An 18,336-nucleotide genomic window follows, 5' to 3' on the forward strand; every position below is an offset into this window, starting at 1 on the left:
ACCTCTGGTACCGCCTCGCGAAGGACGCCTGGGAGCGCGAGCTCGAGATCTTCGCCGGCATCGATCCCGATGAGGACGACGAAGACGACGAGTAGCGCCCGGGTCAGGCGCCAGGTCCGCCCCGGCGTCGTCCGGGCTCGATCTGCTGCCGGCTCAGAGTGGATTCGCGCTCGACGAGTGCGGCCGGGTGCATGACGACCTGGCGTCCGAGGGGCGCGGAATCGCCGTCGAGCCGAGCCATCATGAGCTCGACGACAGAATCTGCCCGGGCCGCGTTGTTCGGATCGACCGTGGTCAGTCGCGGGGTCGAATGTGCGGCGGCAGCGATGTTGTCGAAGCCGACGACCTGCACGTCGTCGGGAACGCGCAGCCCGGCGTCTGCCAGAGCCCGCAGCGCACCGAGCGCGGCCGCATCGGTGACGGCGAACACCGCATCGAAGCGATGATCGCGCGCGAGGAGGCTCCGGAGCCCGTCGCACCCCGCCGCCTGCGTGAAGCCGGACGGAAGGATCAGCGCCGGATCCGGGTCGATCCCCGCCGCAGAGAGCGCCTCGAGGTGACCGCGGGTGCGCAGCCCGGGCATGGACTCCTCTTCGGCCGCCGCGCCGCCGAGAACGACGATTCTGCGGGCTCCGCGCTGCAGCAGATGCTCCGTCGCCCGGCGCGCTCCGCCGACGTTGTCCATCAGGAGATGGTCGAATCTGTTCGCCAGGGCGCGCTCACCCACGAGCACGATCGGCTTTGCGGCCTCGATCCGGTCGAGATGCTCGGCATCGCCCGCTGCCAGGGCGAGCACGAAGCCGTCGTAGGCATCGAGATGGGATGACGCGAGGGCGCTGATCTCCGCGCTCACGATGCCCCCGGTGTGCTCGGCGACGAGCCGGATGCCGCGATCCGCGAAGCGCACCATCAGCGCCTCCGCGAAGGCCCCGTAGTACTCGGAGTCGAACGACGGCAGGGCGAGCCCGACGGTTCCGGTGCGGCCGCGCCGCAGCGAGCGCGCCGACTGATTCATCCGGTAGTCGAGCGCGCTGATGGACGCGACGACGCGTTCCCGCGTCGCGTCGCTCACTCGGGAGGCGCGCCCGTTCAGCACGTTCGAGACCGTCTGATGCGACACCCCGGCGTGGGTCGCCACGTCCTGCATCGTCACCCGCGGACCGCTGCTCCCCACCATCCCCTCATCTTCGCACCGTCGTGCGCCGGCGGGCCGCGCGTCCGCGGCGCAGACCTTGCGGTTCGCTGATTGTTCCCGGTAACATCCAGGAACACGTGGAAGTTGATCGATCAACCTGACGCATCGCGCGGCGTTGATCGGGCTCCGTCCGCATCGGCGCAGAGTGTCGCCGACCGATATCGATCAAGGAGGATCTGTGTCCGTTCAACTGTTCCCGAGGGTGGGGCTGCGAAGGATGACCGCGTTCGTCGCCGCGGCAGCACTGCTCGTCGGCTTGGGCGTCAGCACGACCGCGCCGACGGCGCAGGCCGCCGAGGCGTGGGAGCCCGAGTCGTCGTACACGACGACTGACAACGGCGACGGCACCTACTCGGTGCCGCTCCTGAACGCCGATGTGCCCGATGTCAGTGTGGAACGCGTGCCCGCGTCCGAGAACGACGAAGGGCGCGACGTCTACTACATGATCAGCACCACCATGCAGCTCAGCCCGGGCGCACCGATCATGAAGTCGTACGACCTCGTCAACTGGGAGATCGTGAACTACGTGTACAACCGCCTGAGCGCGGGGGATGAGTTCTCGCTGCGAAACGGGGAGAGCTCGTACGGGCGCGGGCAGTGGGCATCGTCGCTGCGCTACCACGACGGCACCTACTACGTGCTGGTCAACTCCCTGAACCTGGGCGGCGCGTTCGTGTATCGCACTGACGACATCGAGAACGGCGCATGGACCCGTACGTCGCTCGGGCGCAGCCTGCACGATCCTTCGCTCTTCTTCGACGAGGCGAACGGCGGCACGCCCTATGTGTTCTACGGCGGTGTCAGCGCGGCCCGCCTCGATGACGATCTGACCACGATCGAGGAGGACTTCCCCGACGTCATCCGCCGCAGCGACTATGAGGACGAGTCGCATGTGGGCAGCGACGGCCTGTTCGAAGGTGCGCAGGTGTTCTACATCGACGGCCAGTACTACGTCGCCATGATCACCTGGCCGAGCAGCGGGCGCCAGGTGGCGCTGTTCCGGTCCGACGAGCTGCTGGGCCGTCTCGCCGAGGATCCCGCTCCGTACGAGTCGCGCGGAGTGCTGAACTCGAACGGCTTCGCACAGGGGAGCCTCGTGCCCGTCGCCGACGATGCCGGCGGCGACGACTGGTACGGATTCTTCTTCCGCGACACGTTCCCGCTGGGGCGCATCCCGGCGCTGGTCCCGGCGGTCTGGGAAGACGGCTGGCCGACCTTCGGCGATGCCGGCGAGGTTCCCGTCGACGGAAGCTTCGCCAAACCCATCGAGCTGTCGCCTGCGCAGGAGCGCTTCGAACGGCAGAAGAGCATCGTCGCCTCGGACGACTTCGACAACGACGCGGAGCACCGCGCGTACCAGGACGAGGAGTGGGACGCGGCGGAGGCCGGGGCCGATCCGGATGAGCTGGCGGACAACGGCTCTGACCTCGATCCGGCCTGGCAGTGGAACCATGCACCGGACAACCGGTACTGGTCGCTGACCGACCGCGACGGATGGCTGCGCCTCACCACGGGCAGCGTCGTCACCGACGAGTATGTGCACCAATCGGGCGATGAGCTGACACGCCTCGAAGAGGCGCGCAACACGCTCTCGCAGCGCACGTTCGGCCCGCGCCAGTCGGTCGAGACGAAGCTCGATGTGTCTGGGATGAACGACGGCGACGTCGCCGGACTCGCCGCCTACAACCGGGACTTCTCGTATGTCGGCGTCACGCGCACGGCCGGGGAGTACCGCGTCGGCGTCGTGCACCGCGGCCAGCCGTTCTCCGCGTCCATCGACCAGGCTGAGGTCGAGTCCTTCCTCCCGGGGCAGTCGGCTGACCTCGGTGACGCGACAGAGGTGCACCTCAAGGCTGACCTCGACTTCGCATCCTCGCCCGGTGATCTGTACACGACGTTCTCCTACAGCCTCGACGGCCGTGCGTGGCAGCAGCTCGGCGACGCCGTCGGGCCGCTGCACCTCGACGGAGGTCTGACGCACTTCATGGGCCACCGCGTCGGTCTGTTCGACTATGCGACGCAGACCGCGGGCGGTCACGTCGATGTCGATCACTTCCTGCTCAGCGATACGCTCAGCTCCGACGGAGAGCCGCTCGACGCGAGCGAGCTCGAGGCCGCGATCGCCTATGCGGAGTCGCTCGACGAAGCCGACCACCCGGCCGAGGCCTGGTCCGACATGCAGGGTGCGCTCGCGAAGGCGCAGGCAGCGGTATCCGCCGGCTTCGGCACGCAGAACCAGATCGACGCGCCGGAGCGCGCGCTCAGCTACCAGCTCGCGCGCCTCGGAACGCTCGCGGAATCCGAATCGGTGCCCGAGGTATCGCTGCAGGCCGACACGCGCTGTGCCGCGGGCCAGGTCGTCATCGCGGTGCGCGCGGTCAATGAGTCCGACGTTCCCGTGTCGCTCGATCTCACCACGGAGTCCGGACGCGAAGCGTCGCGCGAGATCGCACCCGGGGAGGGCACGTCCGTCGCGTTCGGCACCCGCGGCGCGGCGGTCGCCGACGGCAGCGTGACGGCGTCGCTCTCGGCAACGGTCGACGGCGCCCCGGTCTCCTGGCAGGCGGACGCTGAGTACGGCGCGCGCAGCTGCTCCTGACCTGCGCAGGCGGGCCGCGTGATTCGGGCCCGCCTGCTCGGACGCCCCGCTCGGCGGCCGCCGAGCGGGGCACACATGCCACAGCACATCGATCAAGGAGGATTCGTGGTTCACCGACAGCACGACAAGAGCAGGCGGACGCCCAGATGGGCGGTCGTCGGGCTGACGACGACGGCGCTCGCCGCCGCATCGCTCACCGCGACCGCGGCATCGCACGCCGACGACTCAGCAGAACTTCCGAGTACGGCCGACGCGTCTGCGGCCGCCGCATCGCCGTCGAAGACGATCGAGATCGCGGGCAAGAAGCCGGGCGAGCACAACCCGCTGCTGGGACACAAGTTCGGCGCCGATGGCTTCGGCTTCGTCGACAACGGGCGCGTGTACATGTACATGACCAACGACACCCAGGGCTACGCGCCCGACCCGGACACCGGGGTGTCTCCGCAGATCGACTACGGCCAGATCACCGAGATCACGGTCATCTCCTCGATCGACATGGTGAACTGGACCGATCACGGCGAGATCCCCGTCGCCGGGGAGGACGGGGTCGCTCCGTTCACGAACAACTCGTGGGCACCGGGCATGGCCAAGAAGGTCATCGACGGGAAGGAGAAGTACTTCCTCTACTACGCCAACGGCGGCGGCTCCTCCAACGTACTCACGGGGGATTCGCCCGTGGGCCCGTGGACGAGCGAGCGCACGGATACGCTGATCGACGACCGCACCCCCGGAACGGAGGGCGTCGCGTGGAGGTTCGACCCGGCGCCGTTCGTCGACGACGACGGCCAGGCGTACCTCTACTTCGGCGGCGGTCCGGCGTCGACCGACATGCCCGCCGAGGAGCGGTTCAACAACCCGAAGAACATTCGGGCGATCAAGCTCGGCGACGACATGGTCTCCACCGAGGGATCAGCCGTCGTCGTCGACACGCCCGTCTCGTTCGAGGCGGCCCAGGTCTTCAAGCGCGGCGACTACTACTACCTGTCCTACTCGTCGCACTTCGGAGGTGACGACTTCGGCGGTGCGCAGGAGACGTTCCCCGGCTATCCGGGCGGCGGCGAGATCGGCTACCTGATGTCGGAGGACCCGATGTCGTGGCCGAAGGAGACCTACGCGGGTGTGATGTTCCCCAACCAGTCGCAGTTCTTCGGCGCGGGCACCGGGGGCAACAACCACCAATCGGGTTTCGAGTACGAGGGCAAGTACTACTTCTCGTACCACGCGCCGACGCTGAACAAGGCTGTCAACGGAGACGCGACGCAGGGCTACCGCAGCCCGCATCTGCAGGAGCTCAGCTTCAACGAAGACGGCACTGTGCAGCAGGTCGTCGGCGACTACGAGGGCGTGGAGCAGGTGCGCGACTTCGACCCGTACCGCTTGTTCGAGGCAGAGACGCTCGGATGGACCAAGGGCGTCGCCACGACGGCGGTCGAGGGCGGATCCGCGGAGTTCGGCGAGTCGGCTCCCAACCTCGTCGTGACGGACATCGACGACGGCGACTGGACAGGACTGTCCTCCGTGGCCTTCGGCGACGACGGCGCGGCATCTGTGACGGCGAGAGTGAAGCCGGCGCAGGCGGGCGGGTCGATCGACGTGCGCCTCGACGCGCCGGACGGACCCGTCGTCGGAACGATCGACGTCGACGGAGCTGCGGGTGACTGGCAGGACGTGACCGCACAGCTCGACGGTGCCGTCGGCACGCACGACGTGTACTTCTCGTTCACGGGCCCGGAGGGGGACCTCTTCGAGATCGACACGTTCGAGTTCCACGCCGCAGACGACGCCGATCCGACGCTGACGCTGTCCGTCGAGGCGTCCCCGCGCTGCGTCGCGGGCAAGACGGTGCTCGTCGCGCAGGCGACGAACGAGGCCGACGTCGCGGCCGATGTGACGGTCGCTTCGCCGTTCGGCACGAAGACGTTCGAGGGGCTGGAGCCGGGAGCGACGACGTCGCACGCGTTCAGCACGCGGTCGTCCGACGTGCCGGCGGGCGAGATCACGGCTGAAGGAACGGCAGCCGTCGATGGATCGGTGAGAACGGGGACGGCGAGCGCTCCGTACGACGCCGCGGACTGCGGCTGATCCGCACGTCGGCCCGCCAGGCGGATCCCCCTGGCGGGCCGACGCCGTCGCGCGTCGTTCGTGCGCGCCGACGGTCATCGCGTGACGACGACCTCGTCGTCACGCCCTCCCGCGCCCCTGGCGCGCCGCACCGCGGTCACCGCCATGTACGCGGCCATGACGCCGCCGAACGTGAGGAAAGCGGCGGGCAGCGACCCGGCCGCGAGCGCGCCGAACGCTCCCGTGGCGACGGGCATCAGCCCGTCATCGCCGAGTCGCTGGATCGAGGAGACACGTCCGATCCGATCCGACGCGATCGTGCGCATGAACAGCGCGCTGAGCAGGGTGGACGCCGCGCCTGCGGTCACCCCGATGACCGCGCAGGACATGAATGCTGCGGGCGCAGCCTCGACGGCGAAGGACGCGACCGCGAGGCCCTGCACAACCAGCAGCAGGAAGCCGGTGAGCGCCGGTCGCGGCGGCCTGATGCGCACGAAGACCAGGGCGCCCAGCATCGCCCCGACGCCGAAGACGGCCTCGAGCGCGCCGAGGGTCGCAGACGTGGCGCCGAGGTGGTCGACGAGCATTGCGAGCCCGATGCTCATCGCGGGCGAGACGCAGAGGTTGAGGCCGAGCAGCGACAGCACGAGGCCGCTGGCGAGATCGTCGCGCCGCAGATACGCGAAGCCGTCGCCGATCGCGCGCATCATCGGAATCCGGTCTGCGGGCTTTCTCGGGAAGCGCGCCCGCAGCAGGAACGCGAGGTACAGCAGCACCGCGGTGTAGGTGGCGGCGTTGGCGACGGCCGCCGCGGCGAGGCCGCCCGCCGCGACGAGGATCCCGCCCAGCGCCGAACCGGCCAGTGCGCCGAGGCGGGACGACGTCTGGCTGAGACCGGCGAGCGCCGCGAAGTCGTCGGGCCTCACCAGCTGGCGCGTGAGCGAGGCGCTCGACGGCTCGAAGAGCGCATCGCACATGCCGAACGCGATCGCGACGGCGAACAGCAGCGCGATGCTCTCGCCGATCAGCGCAATCGCGATGATCGCGCTGACGAGGATCCCGATGCGGGCGATGGTCGTGCCGAGCATCAGACGACGCGGATCCACGCGGTCGGCGAGCACGCCGCCGACGAGCAGCGTGATGGCGCGGGGGACGGTGCTCGCCGTGACGACGAGGCCCGCAACGGCGGGGGAAGCGGTCGTCACCGCCGTCCACGCGACGGCCAGCGTCCACGCGGCGTCTCCGGCATCGGACAGGGCCTTGAGGCCGATCCATCCGTGGATGATGCGGTCACGGGCGAAGGGAGGCGCGGTGCTCATGACGGCTGAGGGAACGCATGGGTGAAGACGCGCACGGCCTCGCGCTCCTGCCCGTCGACGGCATCGATCGACCGCCTCCATTCGAGAACGGTCGCCGCCAGTGCCTCGCTCAGCCTCCTCAGCTCGTCGGGGGTGGCGCGGTCGACGGCGTCGGAGCTGAATGCGGCCTGCCGCCACTCGGGCGACGCACGGGGAGCGCGGCGCTTCCACTCGGCGAGGCGCGCTGCCTGGTACTGGAAGTTCGCGCGCTCGAGGTCGCGTGCGAGCGCAACGTCGGATCCGTCGTCGGCGAAGTCGTCGACCGACCAGGCGAACGATCTCGGCACCGAGCGCCACCAGCTCGTGCGTCCGTCGGTGCGCAGGTCGTCGGCGCGCTCGACGAATCCCTCCGATTCGAGCATGCGCAGATGGTGGCTGACGCTGCCCACCTGCATATCGAGGGCGGAGGCGATGTCTCCGACGCGCGAGGCGCCGCGAGCGGTGAGCACATCGAGGATGCGGCGCCGATCGGGATGGTAGAGGACCCTGAGGGTGCGGGTGGTGACCATTCCCCGAAACTAGGCGCGGCAGCAGATATCGACAAGCTGTCTTGTATAAATCGGCCGGCCGCCGCTCGTCCCCTCCGGCGCACCTACACTCGGATCATGGTCAGTCCCTCTTCTCGCATCGCTTCCACCGGCCGCTTCCGGGCCGGGGCCCGTGTCGTGGTGCGTCCGCAGAGCGGCCGATCATGAACCGGGTGCTGAGCGCGTTCCTCGGCCTGTTCGCCGCACCGCGGGTGAACATGCACGAGGACTACCCGAAGGTGCGCCGTCTGCAGAGACAGCTGGCCGCCCGGCCGGTGCCGCGCTATCGCATGCTCGACCGTGAGATAGTGTCGGAGGACGGCAGCCACCAGATCCCCCTGCGGTTCTTCCAGCCGCGCGAGCAGCGGCGCGACGAGGTCCTCCTCTTCTTCCATGGGGGAGGGTGGGTGACGGGCGACATCGAGAGCTATACGCCGGCGTGCGCCGCGATGGCCGACCTCACCGGATGCGTCGTGGCGTCGGTCGACTACCGCCTCGCGCCGGAGCACCCGTTCCCCGCGGGTCTCGACGACTGCCTGCGGGTGGCGCGCATCGTGCTGGAGGAGCCGCAGCGGGTGGGCATCGAGCGCCCGGCGCAGGTCATCCTCGTGGGCGACTCCGCGGGCGGCAGCCTCGCTGCGGTCGTCTCGCTGCTGCTGCACGCCGAGGGGCACGAGCTGCCCGACAAGCAGATCCTGCTGTATCCCGTGACCCACTGGGACCACGATCCGCAGACCTCTCCCTATGCATCGGTGCGCGATCACGGACAGGGGTACCGGCTCACGCACACCGAGGTGCAGGACTACATGGATCTCTATGTGCCCGATCCCGCACGCCGGCAGGATATGCGCGTCGCCCCGATCCTGGCCGAGGACCTGACGGGGCAGCCGGCGACGCTGCTCATCACCGCGGAGCTCGACCTGCTCTGCGACGAGGGCGAAGCGTACGGGCGGGCGCTGGCGGAGGCGGGCACTCCCGTGAGGATGCACCGCGTGGACGGCGCGATCCACGGGTTCATCACGCTTCCCCGCTTCTCGCGCGCGCTCCGCGAAGCGTACGAGGTGATCAACGCCTTCCTCGACGCTCCCGCCGCGCCGGGCGGACTGTCGGTCGAAGACGCCATGGATGAGACGCATTCGGCGATCCGCGAGGAGGCTTCCGAGGAGGATCTCGCGTGACCCGGCGCACGTGGGCGCGTCTCGACAACGCCTCGAACATGTTCCTCGCGGCGCGCAGCGACGCGGATCCCAAGGTGTTCCGCATGACGGCCGAGATGGATCACGAGGTCGATCGGGAGCTGCTGCAGACGGCGCTGGACGCGACGTTCGACCGGTATCCGCTCTACCGCGCCGTGCTGCGACGTGGCGTGTTCTGGTACTACCTGCAGGACAGCGACCTGCGGCCCGAGGTCGTCGACGAGACCCAGCACACCTGCGCGGCGATCTACCAGGCCGACGTGCGCACCCTGCTGTTCCGGGTCGTGCTCCACCGCCGCCGCATCAACCTCGAGGTGTTCCACGCGCTCTCCGACGGCACGGGCGCCCTGTGGTTCCTGACCGATCTCGTGACCGCCTACGTGCGCCTGCGCTTCCCCGACGAGCCGCCGCCCGATCGGGATCCCGAACGCCGCGGCGCGCGCATCGACGGCGGGCCGGAGAGCGTGGGGGCGAACTCGGATGGCAGTGCTTCCGGCCCCAGGCACGAGCTCGAGGCCGACAGCTTCACGCGCTACTTCCGCACGAAGGATCTGAGCGAGCCCGCGGGGCGGGGCAGTGCGGAGCGCTCGCGCGGCCTCAGCCGCGTCGTGGGGGCCTCGACCGAGAAGACGTACACGGTGAAGGGGACCCGCACGCCCGACAACCGCACGCGCGCGGTGGAGCTGACGATGCCCGCGGCGGATGTGCTCGCCCTCGCTCGCGCCGAGGGCGTGTCGCTCACGATGTACCTCACGGCCCTGTTCTTCGCCTCGCTGCGAGCCGCTCAGGAGGAACCGGGCGACAGCAGCACGCTCGCCGTCTCGGTGCCGGTCAACCTGCGGCAGTACTTCCCCTCGACGTCGGCGCGCAACTTCTTCACGACCGTGCGCCTGGAGCACACCTATGGGCAGGGCGACGACGGCCTCGGCGCCGTCTGCCGCAACCTCGACGCGCAGTTCCGCCCGCAGACGGCGCCGGACGCTCTGGCAGTGCGAGTGCGCCGGTTCATCCGATTCGAGCGGATGATCGCGCTGCGCATCGTGCCGCGCCCGCTCAAAGACGTGTTCCTGGGGCTGATCAATCGCGCGAGCAACCGAGGTCTCACCGTGGCGGTCTCCAACCTCGGCAACATCCGGCTGCCGCAGCCCGCCGGCGCGCACGTGACGCGCATGCTGTTCCACGTCTCCGCGGTGCGCCCTCAGTTCTGCGTCGTCTCGCACGCGGGGGCGCTCACGATCAGCTTCACCTCTCCGTTCTCGGAGACCGAACACATCCGCGAGTTCGCCCGGCGTCTGAGTGCGGAGGGGATCGATGTGACGGTTGCCGCGGCCCGGGTGACCGAAGACGAGCTGACGGCCGCTCGGTCGCAGCACGATGAGGAGACGCCATGAGGCGATGCGAGGCATGCGCCGTCGGGATCGAGGGAACGTGGGAGCGCTGCCCGCTCTGCGGCGCATCCACGGCGGGCGCGAGCGTGCCGGATCCGCTGCCCGCCGTGCCGCTCGACTTCTCGCGCCGAAGGGTGCTGCGGATCCTGTTCTTCGCGTCGCTCGGCGTGATCCTCGTGTCGCTCGCGGCGCAGCTGCTGTTCAACCGCGGCGACGCCGGCGTGGGCGTGCTCCGGTCGATCTGGCTGGGTGTCGTCGCCCTGTGGCTCGTCGTGATGATGGCGGTGCGCAAGCGGCGCAACGTCGCCAAGGGAACGGCATACCTCGTGATCCTGCTGGGCGGCGTGAGCGCGTACTGGGACTATCTCACGGGTTGGCACGGCTGGGCGCTCAGCTATGCGGTGCCCGCCACGTGCGCGTGCTCGATCGTTGCCGTGCTCATCACCGTGCGCGTCATGCGCACCGAGGTGGGGGAGCACATCGTCTACAGCTGGATGACCGCGGTGCTCGGGCTCGTGCCGGTCGTGTTCCTCGCCCTCGGATGGGTCCGGCAGCCCGCCGTCTCGGTCGTCTGCGGGGTGCTGAGCCTCGTCGCCCTCGCGATGCAGCTCGCGAGCCTCCGCGAGACCCGGCACGAACTCGCCAAGCGCCTGCATCTCTGACGCTGGGGTCGGCAGGAGCGCGGCGGCACTGCTATTCGCGCGGAAGCTCCCCGCGAATGCCGTCGATCGGATCCGTGATGTCGGCGACCGTCGCGTCGTAGGCCGCGAGCAGCGCATCCGCGTCGACGTAGAGCGCGTGGCCGTGCGCGCCCGCGCCCATCGACACGCGCTTGCCGCGGATCCGCTCGTCGGCGTAGACGGGCCAGGCGGTCGTGGATCCGAGCGGCACGATCGTGCCGCGCTCGTAACCGGTCGCCGCGAGCGCGAGATCCGCCGCGGGCAGGCGCAGCTTGTTCGCGCCGACGGCGGCGCGCAGCTTGCCCCAACTGATGGCGCGGTCTCCGGGAACCAGCGCGAAGTAGTACTGATCGCCCTTGCCCTTCACGACGAGCGTCTTGACGATGTCGGCGGGCGTGATCCCGCGCAGGGCGGCCGCCTCCTCGAGCGATTCGGCACGGGGCGATTCGCGGATCTCGATGTCGAGTCCGCGCGCTCGGGCCGCGTCTCGAACACGAGCGGTGGGGTCGGTCGCACTCATCCTCGGATTCTATCCGCGTCGTGGTCAGCGCCGAATTTCAGCCGCGCGGTAACCCCAGGTGATCTCGCAGAGTCGTTCCGCTGTATTCATGGCGGAACACCCCGCGGCGGCGAAGTTCGGGGACCACGTAGTCGACGAAGATTTCGGCGCCGGAGGGGAAAGCATCGGGCATGATGTTGAACCCGTCGCCGGTACCGGACCGAAACCACGTCTCCAACGTGTCGGCAATCTGCTCCGGCGTGCCGACCGCGAGACGATGCCCGCTGCGAATGCGTTTCGTCAGTTGGCGCGGTGTGAGATTCTCTCGGCGGGCGAGGTTCAGCTGCGCTTCGAGGAAGCCGTGACTCGATCGAACGGCATCGCTCGGTGCGGGGAAGGACTCCCATGGCAATGGTTTGTCGATGTCGAGCTCGCGGACGTCGACTCCGAGGCGTTGTGAGATCTGTGCGAACTCCTGATCGAAGGATAGGTGGCTGTCGAGGTCGTCCCAGCGTCGCTGCGCCTCCTCCTCGGTCGATCCGATCACAGTGGAGAGTCCAGGCAGGATCTTGAGATGATCGGGGTCTCGTCCGAACGCGGTGGCGCGCCTCTTCATGTCCTCGGCGAAGAGGATCGCGTCTTCGAGGGTGGTCTGGGCCGTGAAGATCGCGTCGGCATGTCTGGCGCCAAGATTGCGCCCGCCTTCGGAAGCGCCTGCCTGCAGGACCACCGGACGTCCCTGCGGCGTGCGGGGGAGGGTGCCAGCGCCTTCGACCGTGAAGAATTCCCCGACGTGCTCGATGGGTGCTACGGCGTTGTCAGCGCGATCGACGAGGCCGTTCTCGCCAAGGTGCGTCGCTACGGGTGACCAGCTGCGCCAGAGCTTGTCGACGACGCTGATGAACTCGTTGGCGCGGCGATAGCGGTCCGAGTGGAAAGCGGCGCCGTCCTGGCCGAAGTTGCGCGCGGCGGCGTCCCCCGCTGTGGTCACCGCGTTCCAGCCCGCTCGTCCGCCGCTGATGTGATCGAGCGACGCGATGCGCCGTGCCAAATTGTACGGATGGTTATATGAGGTCGATGCGGTTGCGACGACACCGATTCTCTCCGTGGCCGCCGCGACGGCCGTGAGCAGCACGATCGGATCCAGTTTCCCGGCCGACGCGGCCCCCGCCTGGAACGCGGGCCCATCGGCGAGGAAAACGCCGTCGATCGCACCGCGCTCGGAGATCTTCGCGATGTTCACGAAGTAGTCGACGTCGGTCGTCGCGGTCGGCGGAACCTCCTTCAGATGCGCGGCGGCGGCATGTCCGCCGAGGCCGAGAATATTCATGCCAATGCTCATATGGCGGGGCTGATGGGTCATGATGAGGCTCCGATTCGCGAGGCTCTAGCAGTTTCGATGTGGGGGATCGCGTCGAGCAGCGTGCGCGTGTAAGGCGCGGACGGGCAGGTGAAGACGTGCTCGACGTCGCCCGATTCAACGATGGACCCGTCCTTCATGACGAGCACGCGGTCGGCGACATGATGGATGACCCCCAGGTCGTGTGAGATGAAAAGAAGTGCGACGCCCGCAGCGTCCTGCACATCGCCGAGCAGGTCGAGAATCTGCGCCTGCACGGATACGTCGAGGGCCGATACGGCCTCGTCGGCGATGATCACGGCCGGGTCGAGCGCGAGCGCCCGGGCGATGGCGACGCGCTGGCGCTGTCCTCCCGACAGCTCCAGCGGGCGACGATCGATTGTCGCTGGCAGCAACCGCACGAGGTCGAGCAGCTCGAAGGAACGAGTCATGCGCGAGCCACGCGGCACTCGGGCAACACGGAGTGCTTCATCCAGCACTTTGCGCACTGTGTAACGCGGATCGAACGAACCGAGCGGATCCTGATGCACTGCCTGCACACCTCGACGCAATTCGCGCTGGTGACGCCGTGACAGCGTCGCCACCTCGACGCCGCCGAGGAACACCGATCCGCTCGAAGGAAGCTCGGCGCCGAGGATCAAACGCGCCGCGGTGGTCTTACCGGACCCGGACTCGCCCACAATGCCGAGCGTCTCACCGCGGTGCACTGCAAAGCTCATATCCTTCAGAACGACTCGTTCCCGGCCGTCTGGGCCGCGGTAGGTCTTCGATAATCCCAAGGCCTCAATGAGCGGTGCCCCGGCCGAGGCGCGCGATTCGAGAGCGCTCGTCGCGCGGGAAGAGGTGCGGCCGGCCGGCGACGTGTCGGAAAGGCGCGAGCCGCGCGTCGCCTCGGAGGGGATCGCCGCCAGCAGCTGCTTGGTATAATCGTGTTTCGGATCGAACAGCACCTGTTCCGCGTCGCCCTGCTCGACGATCACGCCAGCTTTCATCACCGCAATACGATCGGCGATGCGGCTGACGACCGAGAGATCGTGGCTGATCATGAGCATCGCGCCGGAGGTCCGTTTCAGCGTCTCGAGCAGGCGAAGGATCTGCGCCGCTATCGTCGCATCGAGCGCCGTCGTCGGCTCATCGGCGATGAGGATCCTAGGGCCAGCGGCGATTGCCGACGCGATCAGAGCGCGTTGGCGCAAACCTCCCGATAACTCGAACGGGCGTTGCCGCGCACGGAGCTCCGGCTCAGGAACACCGACGTCGCGAAGCAGTTCGATAACGCGCGCGTCGCGTTCGCGTGAGCTGAGATCCGTGTGCAGGCGCAGAGGCTCTGCCACTTCCGCGCCGACGTGTCGAAGCGAGTCGAGGGACGCGAGTGCGTCCTGCAGCACGAAGCCGAGTCGAGACCCCCGGATGTCTCGCCATTGGCTCTCAGTGTTACGGAGCACGTCGGCGCCTTCGATCTCGAGTCGATCAGCCTCGACGAGAGAGTTGTCGCCAGCGAGCCCGACCAGAGATCGCGAAGTGACGGATTTACCCGATCCGGACTCGCCGACGAGTGCAAGGCACTCACCTGAGTGCACTGCGAACTCAACGTCGGATACGACGCGGCGGTAACCACCCGAGTCCCGGAATGAGACATTGAGTCCAGAGACGTCGATAACGGGTGCGGACATCACCGGATCCGACCTTCCAAATGGCGCTTTAGTGCAACGGATACGACGCTCACCGCGAGCACCGTGAGGGTGATGGCCAGGGCCGGCCAGAGGACCAGGAACGGGTCGTTCGCTAAAAAATTGCGGCCCGATGAGATCATCGCTCCCCACTCCGCGGACGGCGGCTGCGCCCCGAGCCCGAGAAAGCTGAGACCAGCACCCGCCCCGATTGCGCCGCCGACGCGCAGTGCGACGACAGGAACGAGCGGTCGAAAGGCATTCGGCAGCACGTGGTGCCATGCGACGAACGTCCAAGACACGCCCATCGTGCGTGCCGACTCGATGTACGGTGCGACCTTCACCTGGTGCGTCTGGGCACGAATGATGCGCGCATAACCCGGAATGCTTGCGACCCCCACGGCAAGGAGCACGTTCATCGTGCCGCCGCCGGCGAGCGAGATGACGATGAGTGCGAGCAGGATGTCGGGAATGGCGACGAGGCAATCAACGGCGCGCATGATGACTCCGTCGAGGAGGCGGGGTCCGAGCCCGGCGATGACACCGAGCACGCAGCCGCCGACTACACCCACGAGGGTCGCTCCGAACCCGATCGAGAGTGACGCTCCGGCGCCGTGGATCAGACGACTGAGCACGTCGCGCCCCGCATCGTCGGTACCGAGAGGATGTGCGAGACTCGGCGGCGCGAGAACGGCGCCGAGATCGACGGCGAGGGGATCGTGCGGTGCGACGAACCCGGGCGCTGCCCAGCACACAGCGAGCAGGGCGAGGAAGATGACGGATGCGACGAGCGTCGCGCGCGCACGCAGAGTGCGCTTGACGGGTGCAGGTGTTGCGTCGAGGATAGCGGCGGTCATGCGGTAGTCAATCTCGGATCGAGGAACGAATAGACGACGTCGACGACGACGTTGATCACGGTGAAGGCGAGTGCCGCGAGCAGCACGACGCCCATGACGAGAGGCATGTCTTGTTTCTGCACAGCCTCTAAGGCGATTCGGCCGATGCCCTGACGGCTGAACACCGTCTCGACGAGTACTGCGCCGCCGAGGAGGTTCGCAACGATGAACCCCGTCATGGTCGCGACCGGGATGAGGGCGTGTCGCAATGCATGACGCAGTTTGACCGCGGCGAGGCCCATCCCGCGAGTGCGTGCCGTGACGATGAACGGCTGCTCGAGGACTTCGTCGAGTTCGGCGCGCAGGACCTGGGTGAGCGACGCGGCGATCGGCAGCGCGAGCGTCAGCGCGGGAAGGATGAGCCGCGAGAGCCCCTGCGTGCCCGACGACGGAAAGACCGGGATGATCGCAGCGAACAAGAAGAGCAGGATGATGCCGAGCACGAAGCCAGGGATACTCGCCAGAACAAGCGAGGTCGTAGAGGTCACTCCCTGCACGAGCCTTCCGCGACCGCTGGTCAGAAGCGAGATGACGATCGCGAGGACGACCGCGACGATCGCGGAGGTGAACGCTAATACGGCGGTGGGTCCTATCTGCAGGCCGATCGCATCGACCACCGGCATCCGCTGTTGGTAGCTCGTGCCGAGGTCTCCCCTCAGCAGTCGTCCGATGTACAGCAGGTACTGCACCGCGATCGGGTCGTCGAATCCCCACTCTGCGCGCACCTGCGCGAGCACCTCCGGGGTCGGTTGCGCCTCGGCGCCTCCGAGCAGCGTGATAGCGGGATCGCCTTTGGGGACATGCAAGGCGAAGAACGTGAGCGTCGCAGCGCCCCACAGCACGAACGTCCCGCTCGCGACTCGCGTGAGCAGTGCCTTCAGGATCCTCGATGTGGCGGATGGCCGCTTCGTGATGAGGTCTGCGACCGCACTCATTGGTCGAGCCACGCGATCGTGAACAGCGGCACACCGTGAGAAGAATCGGCGAGCGCGTCGTGCACGTTCTCTCGCACAGCCCACGGAGTGTAGAAGTCGTACAGCGGAATCGCCGGGACGAGCTCTGCGAGGCGCTCCTGGGCGTGGGCGTACAGCTGCGCGAGCTCGGTCGTATCGGTCGTCTGGCGCGCCTTCAGCAGAGTCTGATCGAGATCCTCGTCGGTGATGCGCGAGGTGTTCTGACCGATGCGCGCATCGTCGGTGATCTCGTCAGAGCTGTACACGACATAGAGCGCGTCAGGGGTGTTCGTATGCCATACCCCGGTTGTGACGTCGAAATCGCCAGCGCGCACGCGTTCCGAGGTCTCAGCCTGCGGCAACTGGATCAGTTCGACTTCGATTCCGAGGTCTTTGAACTGCGACTGGATGAGATCATTCAACGCGGTCGCCGTTGCGGAATCGACGATCGGGAATTCCGCGTGCAGGCGCTCGCCGTTCTTCGTTCGATAACCGTCAGCGTCGCGTTCGGACCAGCCGGCGTCATCGAGCAGTTCAGCGGCATGCTCAGGGTCGTGCACCCATTCGGACTCGGCGTCGGCGTTGTAGTACTGGGTCGTCGGCGATAGGTATGCGTGGCGCACGTCGTACTCTCCGAAGCCGACAGCACCGACGATGCCCTCGACATCGATGCCCTCAGCCACAGCGCGGCGAACGTCTACGTCATCGAATGGAGCACGTGATGTGTTCAGCGTGATGCGTTGCGGGTTCCCGAGCCGTGAGATGTTGAAATAATCGATCGATTCGTCCGCTTTGACCGAGGCGGCGTTCTGCGGCGCAACGTTGTCCGTGCCATCGAACTCTCCGCTCGCAAGCGATGTGAAGCGCACCGAAGGCTCAGCGACGAAGCTGATCTCGATGCGATCGATGTACGCCGCGCCATCATGGTTCAGGTAGTCCGCGGACCAGTCATAGTCTTCGCGTCGATCGAATGTCACGCCCTCGCCGGGAGTATATGCATCGACGACGAACGGGCCGGATCCGATGGGATCGAGGCAGGTCTCATCGGGGCTCTCGGCGATCTGCTCCGGCGAGAGCAGTCCGAGCCAGCTCTGTGCAAGCACGTTGAGGAACGGGCTGTACGAGTACTCAAGCGAAACCTCGAGTGTGAGATCGTCGATGATCTCCGTCGACGCGATCGGGTCGATGTACGCGGCGGCGAGCGGAGACTTCGTCGCGGGATCTCTCATGTGGTCGAAGTTCGCGACTACCGCCGCCGCGTTGAGGGGCGCGCCGTCGCTGAACGTCACGCCTTCTCGAAGATGGAATGTGTAGACGGTGCCATCGTCCGACACGTCCCACGATTCGGCGAGCCAGGGCGATGGGTCACCGTTCTCGTCGAGGCTCACGAGATTGTCGTACACGATGCGGCCGAGCATCTGGAGCGCGGCGCTGGAGACCTGGTGCCCGTCCAAGCACAGCGGGTCCTGTGAGCTGGAGAGGGTGAGCGTGCCGCCTTGCGCGGCCTGCGAAGTGTCGGTCGGAGGCGCCACAGCGCTCGAGGTCGTGTCGCGATCGTCGGCCGGACCGGCGCCGGAGGCGCATGCTGCGAGCATGCCCATCATCGACGCCGCGGCGACTGAGCCGAGCAGGATGCGTGTGATGGGGCGGCGTGACATGGCGGTCCTTCCGACGGCGGAGACGGCGTGTGCCGTGGGTCGACGGTAGCGGTACAGCCGCCGATCGTCGCAACGCGCATTACGTCGTATGAGCGGGTGTGACGCCGCATGTGTGACTGTGACGTCTTGTAACGCCGCGTGTGCGACTGTGACATCGTGGAGCGCCGAACAGCGTCCGCGAATCCCCCAGGCGGTTCTCGATAGGATGTGCGGTATGGCTCAGCCCCGCCTCAAGACCTTTCCCCAGATCCGCAGGGCACTGCTCTTCTACCAGATCACGAGCGTGATCACCGGTA

At 67.7% G+C, this 18,336-nt stretch carries 14 protein-coding genes; 5 read left to right on the forward strand and 9 right to left on the reverse strand.

Features of this window, described 5'->3' with window-relative positions:
* Nucleotides 1-103 precede the first annotated feature (103 nt).
* Nucleotides 104-1,177, reverse strand: a complete 1,074-nt coding sequence (locus ACTIAO_RS13970) for a LacI family DNA-binding transcriptional regulator (protein ID WP_441838290.1) — start codon at nucleotides 1,175-1,177, stop codon at nucleotides 104-106.
* Nucleotides 1,178-1,373: 196 nt separating this feature from the next.
* Between ACTIAO_RS13970 and ACTIAO_RS13975 the strand changes: the two genes are divergently transcribed.
* Together ACTIAO_RS13975 and ACTIAO_RS13980 are read left to right on the forward strand one after the other, a co-directional pair.
* Complete coding sequence (locus ACTIAO_RS13975) at nucleotides 1,374-3,794, forward strand: glycoside hydrolase family 43 protein (RefSeq protein ID WP_441906833.1); 2,421 nt, start codon at nucleotides 1,374-1,376, stop codon at nucleotides 3,792-3,794.
* Nucleotides 3,795-3,899: 105 nt separating this feature from the next.
* Nucleotides 3,900-5,876 carry a glycoside hydrolase family 43 protein gene (locus ACTIAO_RS13980; RefSeq protein ID WP_441876334.1) on the forward strand — a complete coding sequence of 659 codons (1,977 nt, stop codon included), beginning with the start codon at nucleotides 3,900-3,902 and terminating at the stop codon, nucleotides 5,874-5,876.
* A 74-nt stretch (nucleotides 5,877-5,950) separates the two neighbouring features.
* Here ACTIAO_RS13980 and ACTIAO_RS13985 read toward each other — a convergent pair whose 3' ends face one another.
* Both ACTIAO_RS13985 and ACTIAO_RS13990 read right to left on the reverse strand, forming a co-directional pair.
* Nucleotides 5,951-7,174, reverse strand: a complete 1,224-nt coding sequence (locus tag ACTIAO_RS13985; protein WP_441876331.1) for an MFS transporter — start codon at nucleotides 7,172-7,174, stop codon at nucleotides 5,951-5,953.
* The gene (locus ACTIAO_RS13990) at nucleotides 7,171-7,722 is read right to left on the reverse strand and encodes an ArsR/SmtB family transcription factor (RefSeq protein ID WP_441876328.1); all 552 of its coding nucleotides are present in this window, start codon (nucleotides 7,720-7,722) and stop codon (nucleotides 7,171-7,173) included. The genes ACTIAO_RS13985 and ACTIAO_RS13990 overlap by 4 nt, the downstream gene beginning before the upstream one ends.
* A 182-nt stretch (nucleotides 7,723-7,904) precedes the next feature.
* Between ACTIAO_RS13990 and ACTIAO_RS13995 the strand changes: the two genes are divergently transcribed.
* Genes ACTIAO_RS13995 through ACTIAO_RS14005 form a run of 3 tightly spaced genes read left to right on the forward strand, consistent with a single transcriptional unit; the run spans nucleotide 7,905 to nucleotide 10,986 of the window.
* On the forward strand, nucleotides 7,905-8,918 hold the full coding sequence (locus ACTIAO_RS13995; protein WP_084644169.1) for an alpha/beta hydrolase: 1,014 nt from the start codon (nucleotides 7,905-7,907) through the stop codon (nucleotides 8,916-8,918).
* Nucleotides 8,915-10,327 carry an alcohol acetyltransferase gene (locus tag ACTIAO_RS14000; RefSeq protein ID WP_441906834.1) on the forward strand — a complete coding sequence of 471 codons (1,413 nt, stop codon included), beginning with the start codon at nucleotides 8,915-8,917 and terminating at the stop codon, nucleotides 10,325-10,327. Before ACTIAO_RS13995 ends, ACTIAO_RS14000 begins: the two co-directional genes overlap by 4 nt.
* A complete protein-coding gene (locus ACTIAO_RS14005) occupies nucleotides 10,324-10,986 on the forward strand; it encodes a DUF6320 domain-containing protein (protein WP_441838283.1) in 663 nt (220 codons plus the stop codon). The genes ACTIAO_RS14000 and ACTIAO_RS14005 overlap by 4 nt, the downstream gene beginning before the upstream one ends.
* A 31-nt stretch (nucleotides 10,987-11,017) precedes the next feature.
* Here the strand turns inward: ACTIAO_RS14005 and ACTIAO_RS14010 are convergent, their stop codons facing one another.
* From ACTIAO_RS14010 to ACTIAO_RS14035, 6 genes are read right to left on the reverse strand one after another with little or no spacing between them, the layout of a single operon-like run.
* Nucleotides 11,018-11,524 carry an aminoacyl-tRNA deacylase gene (locus tag ACTIAO_RS14010; RefSeq protein ID WP_029152395.1) on the reverse strand — a complete coding sequence of 169 codons (507 nt, stop codon included), beginning with the start codon at nucleotides 11,522-11,524 and terminating at the stop codon, nucleotides 11,018-11,020.
* Between the two features lie 37 nt (nucleotides 11,525-11,561).
* A complete protein-coding gene (locus ACTIAO_RS14015) occupies nucleotides 11,562-12,833 on the reverse strand; it encodes an NtaA/DmoA family FMN-dependent monooxygenase (RefSeq protein WP_211219142.1) in 1,272 nt (423 codons plus the stop codon).
* A 29-nt stretch (nucleotides 12,834-12,862) separates the two neighbouring features.
* Nucleotides 12,863-14,536 carry a dipeptide ABC transporter ATP-binding protein gene (locus ACTIAO_RS14020; RefSeq protein WP_029152393.1) on the reverse strand — a complete coding sequence of 558 codons (1,674 nt, stop codon included), beginning with the start codon at nucleotides 14,534-14,536 and terminating at the stop codon, nucleotides 12,863-12,865.
* On the reverse strand, nucleotides 14,536-15,390 hold the full coding sequence (locus ACTIAO_RS14025; RefSeq protein ID WP_029152392.1) for an ABC transporter permease: 855 nt from the start codon (nucleotides 15,388-15,390) through the stop codon (nucleotides 14,536-14,538). Before ACTIAO_RS14025 ends, ACTIAO_RS14020 begins: the two co-directional genes overlap by 1 nt.
* Entirely contained in the window at nucleotides 15,387-16,364 is a 978-nt protein-coding gene (locus ACTIAO_RS14030) for an ABC transporter permease (RefSeq protein ID WP_051216242.1), read from the reverse strand. The genes ACTIAO_RS14025 and ACTIAO_RS14030 overlap by 4 nt, the downstream gene beginning before the upstream one ends.
* Complete coding sequence (locus ACTIAO_RS14035; protein WP_441837671.1) at nucleotides 16,361-18,040, reverse strand: ABC transporter substrate-binding protein; 1,680 nt, start codon at nucleotides 18,038-18,040, stop codon at nucleotides 16,361-16,363. Before ACTIAO_RS14035 ends, ACTIAO_RS14030 begins: the two co-directional genes overlap by 4 nt.
* Between the last annotated feature and the right edge of the window lie 296 nt (nucleotides 18,041-18,336).

The sequence above is a fragment of the Microbacterium sp. genome (assembly GCF_052099035.1).
Taxonomy (GTDB): domain Bacteria; phylum Actinomycetota; class Actinomycetes; order Actinomycetales; family Microbacteriaceae; genus Microbacterium.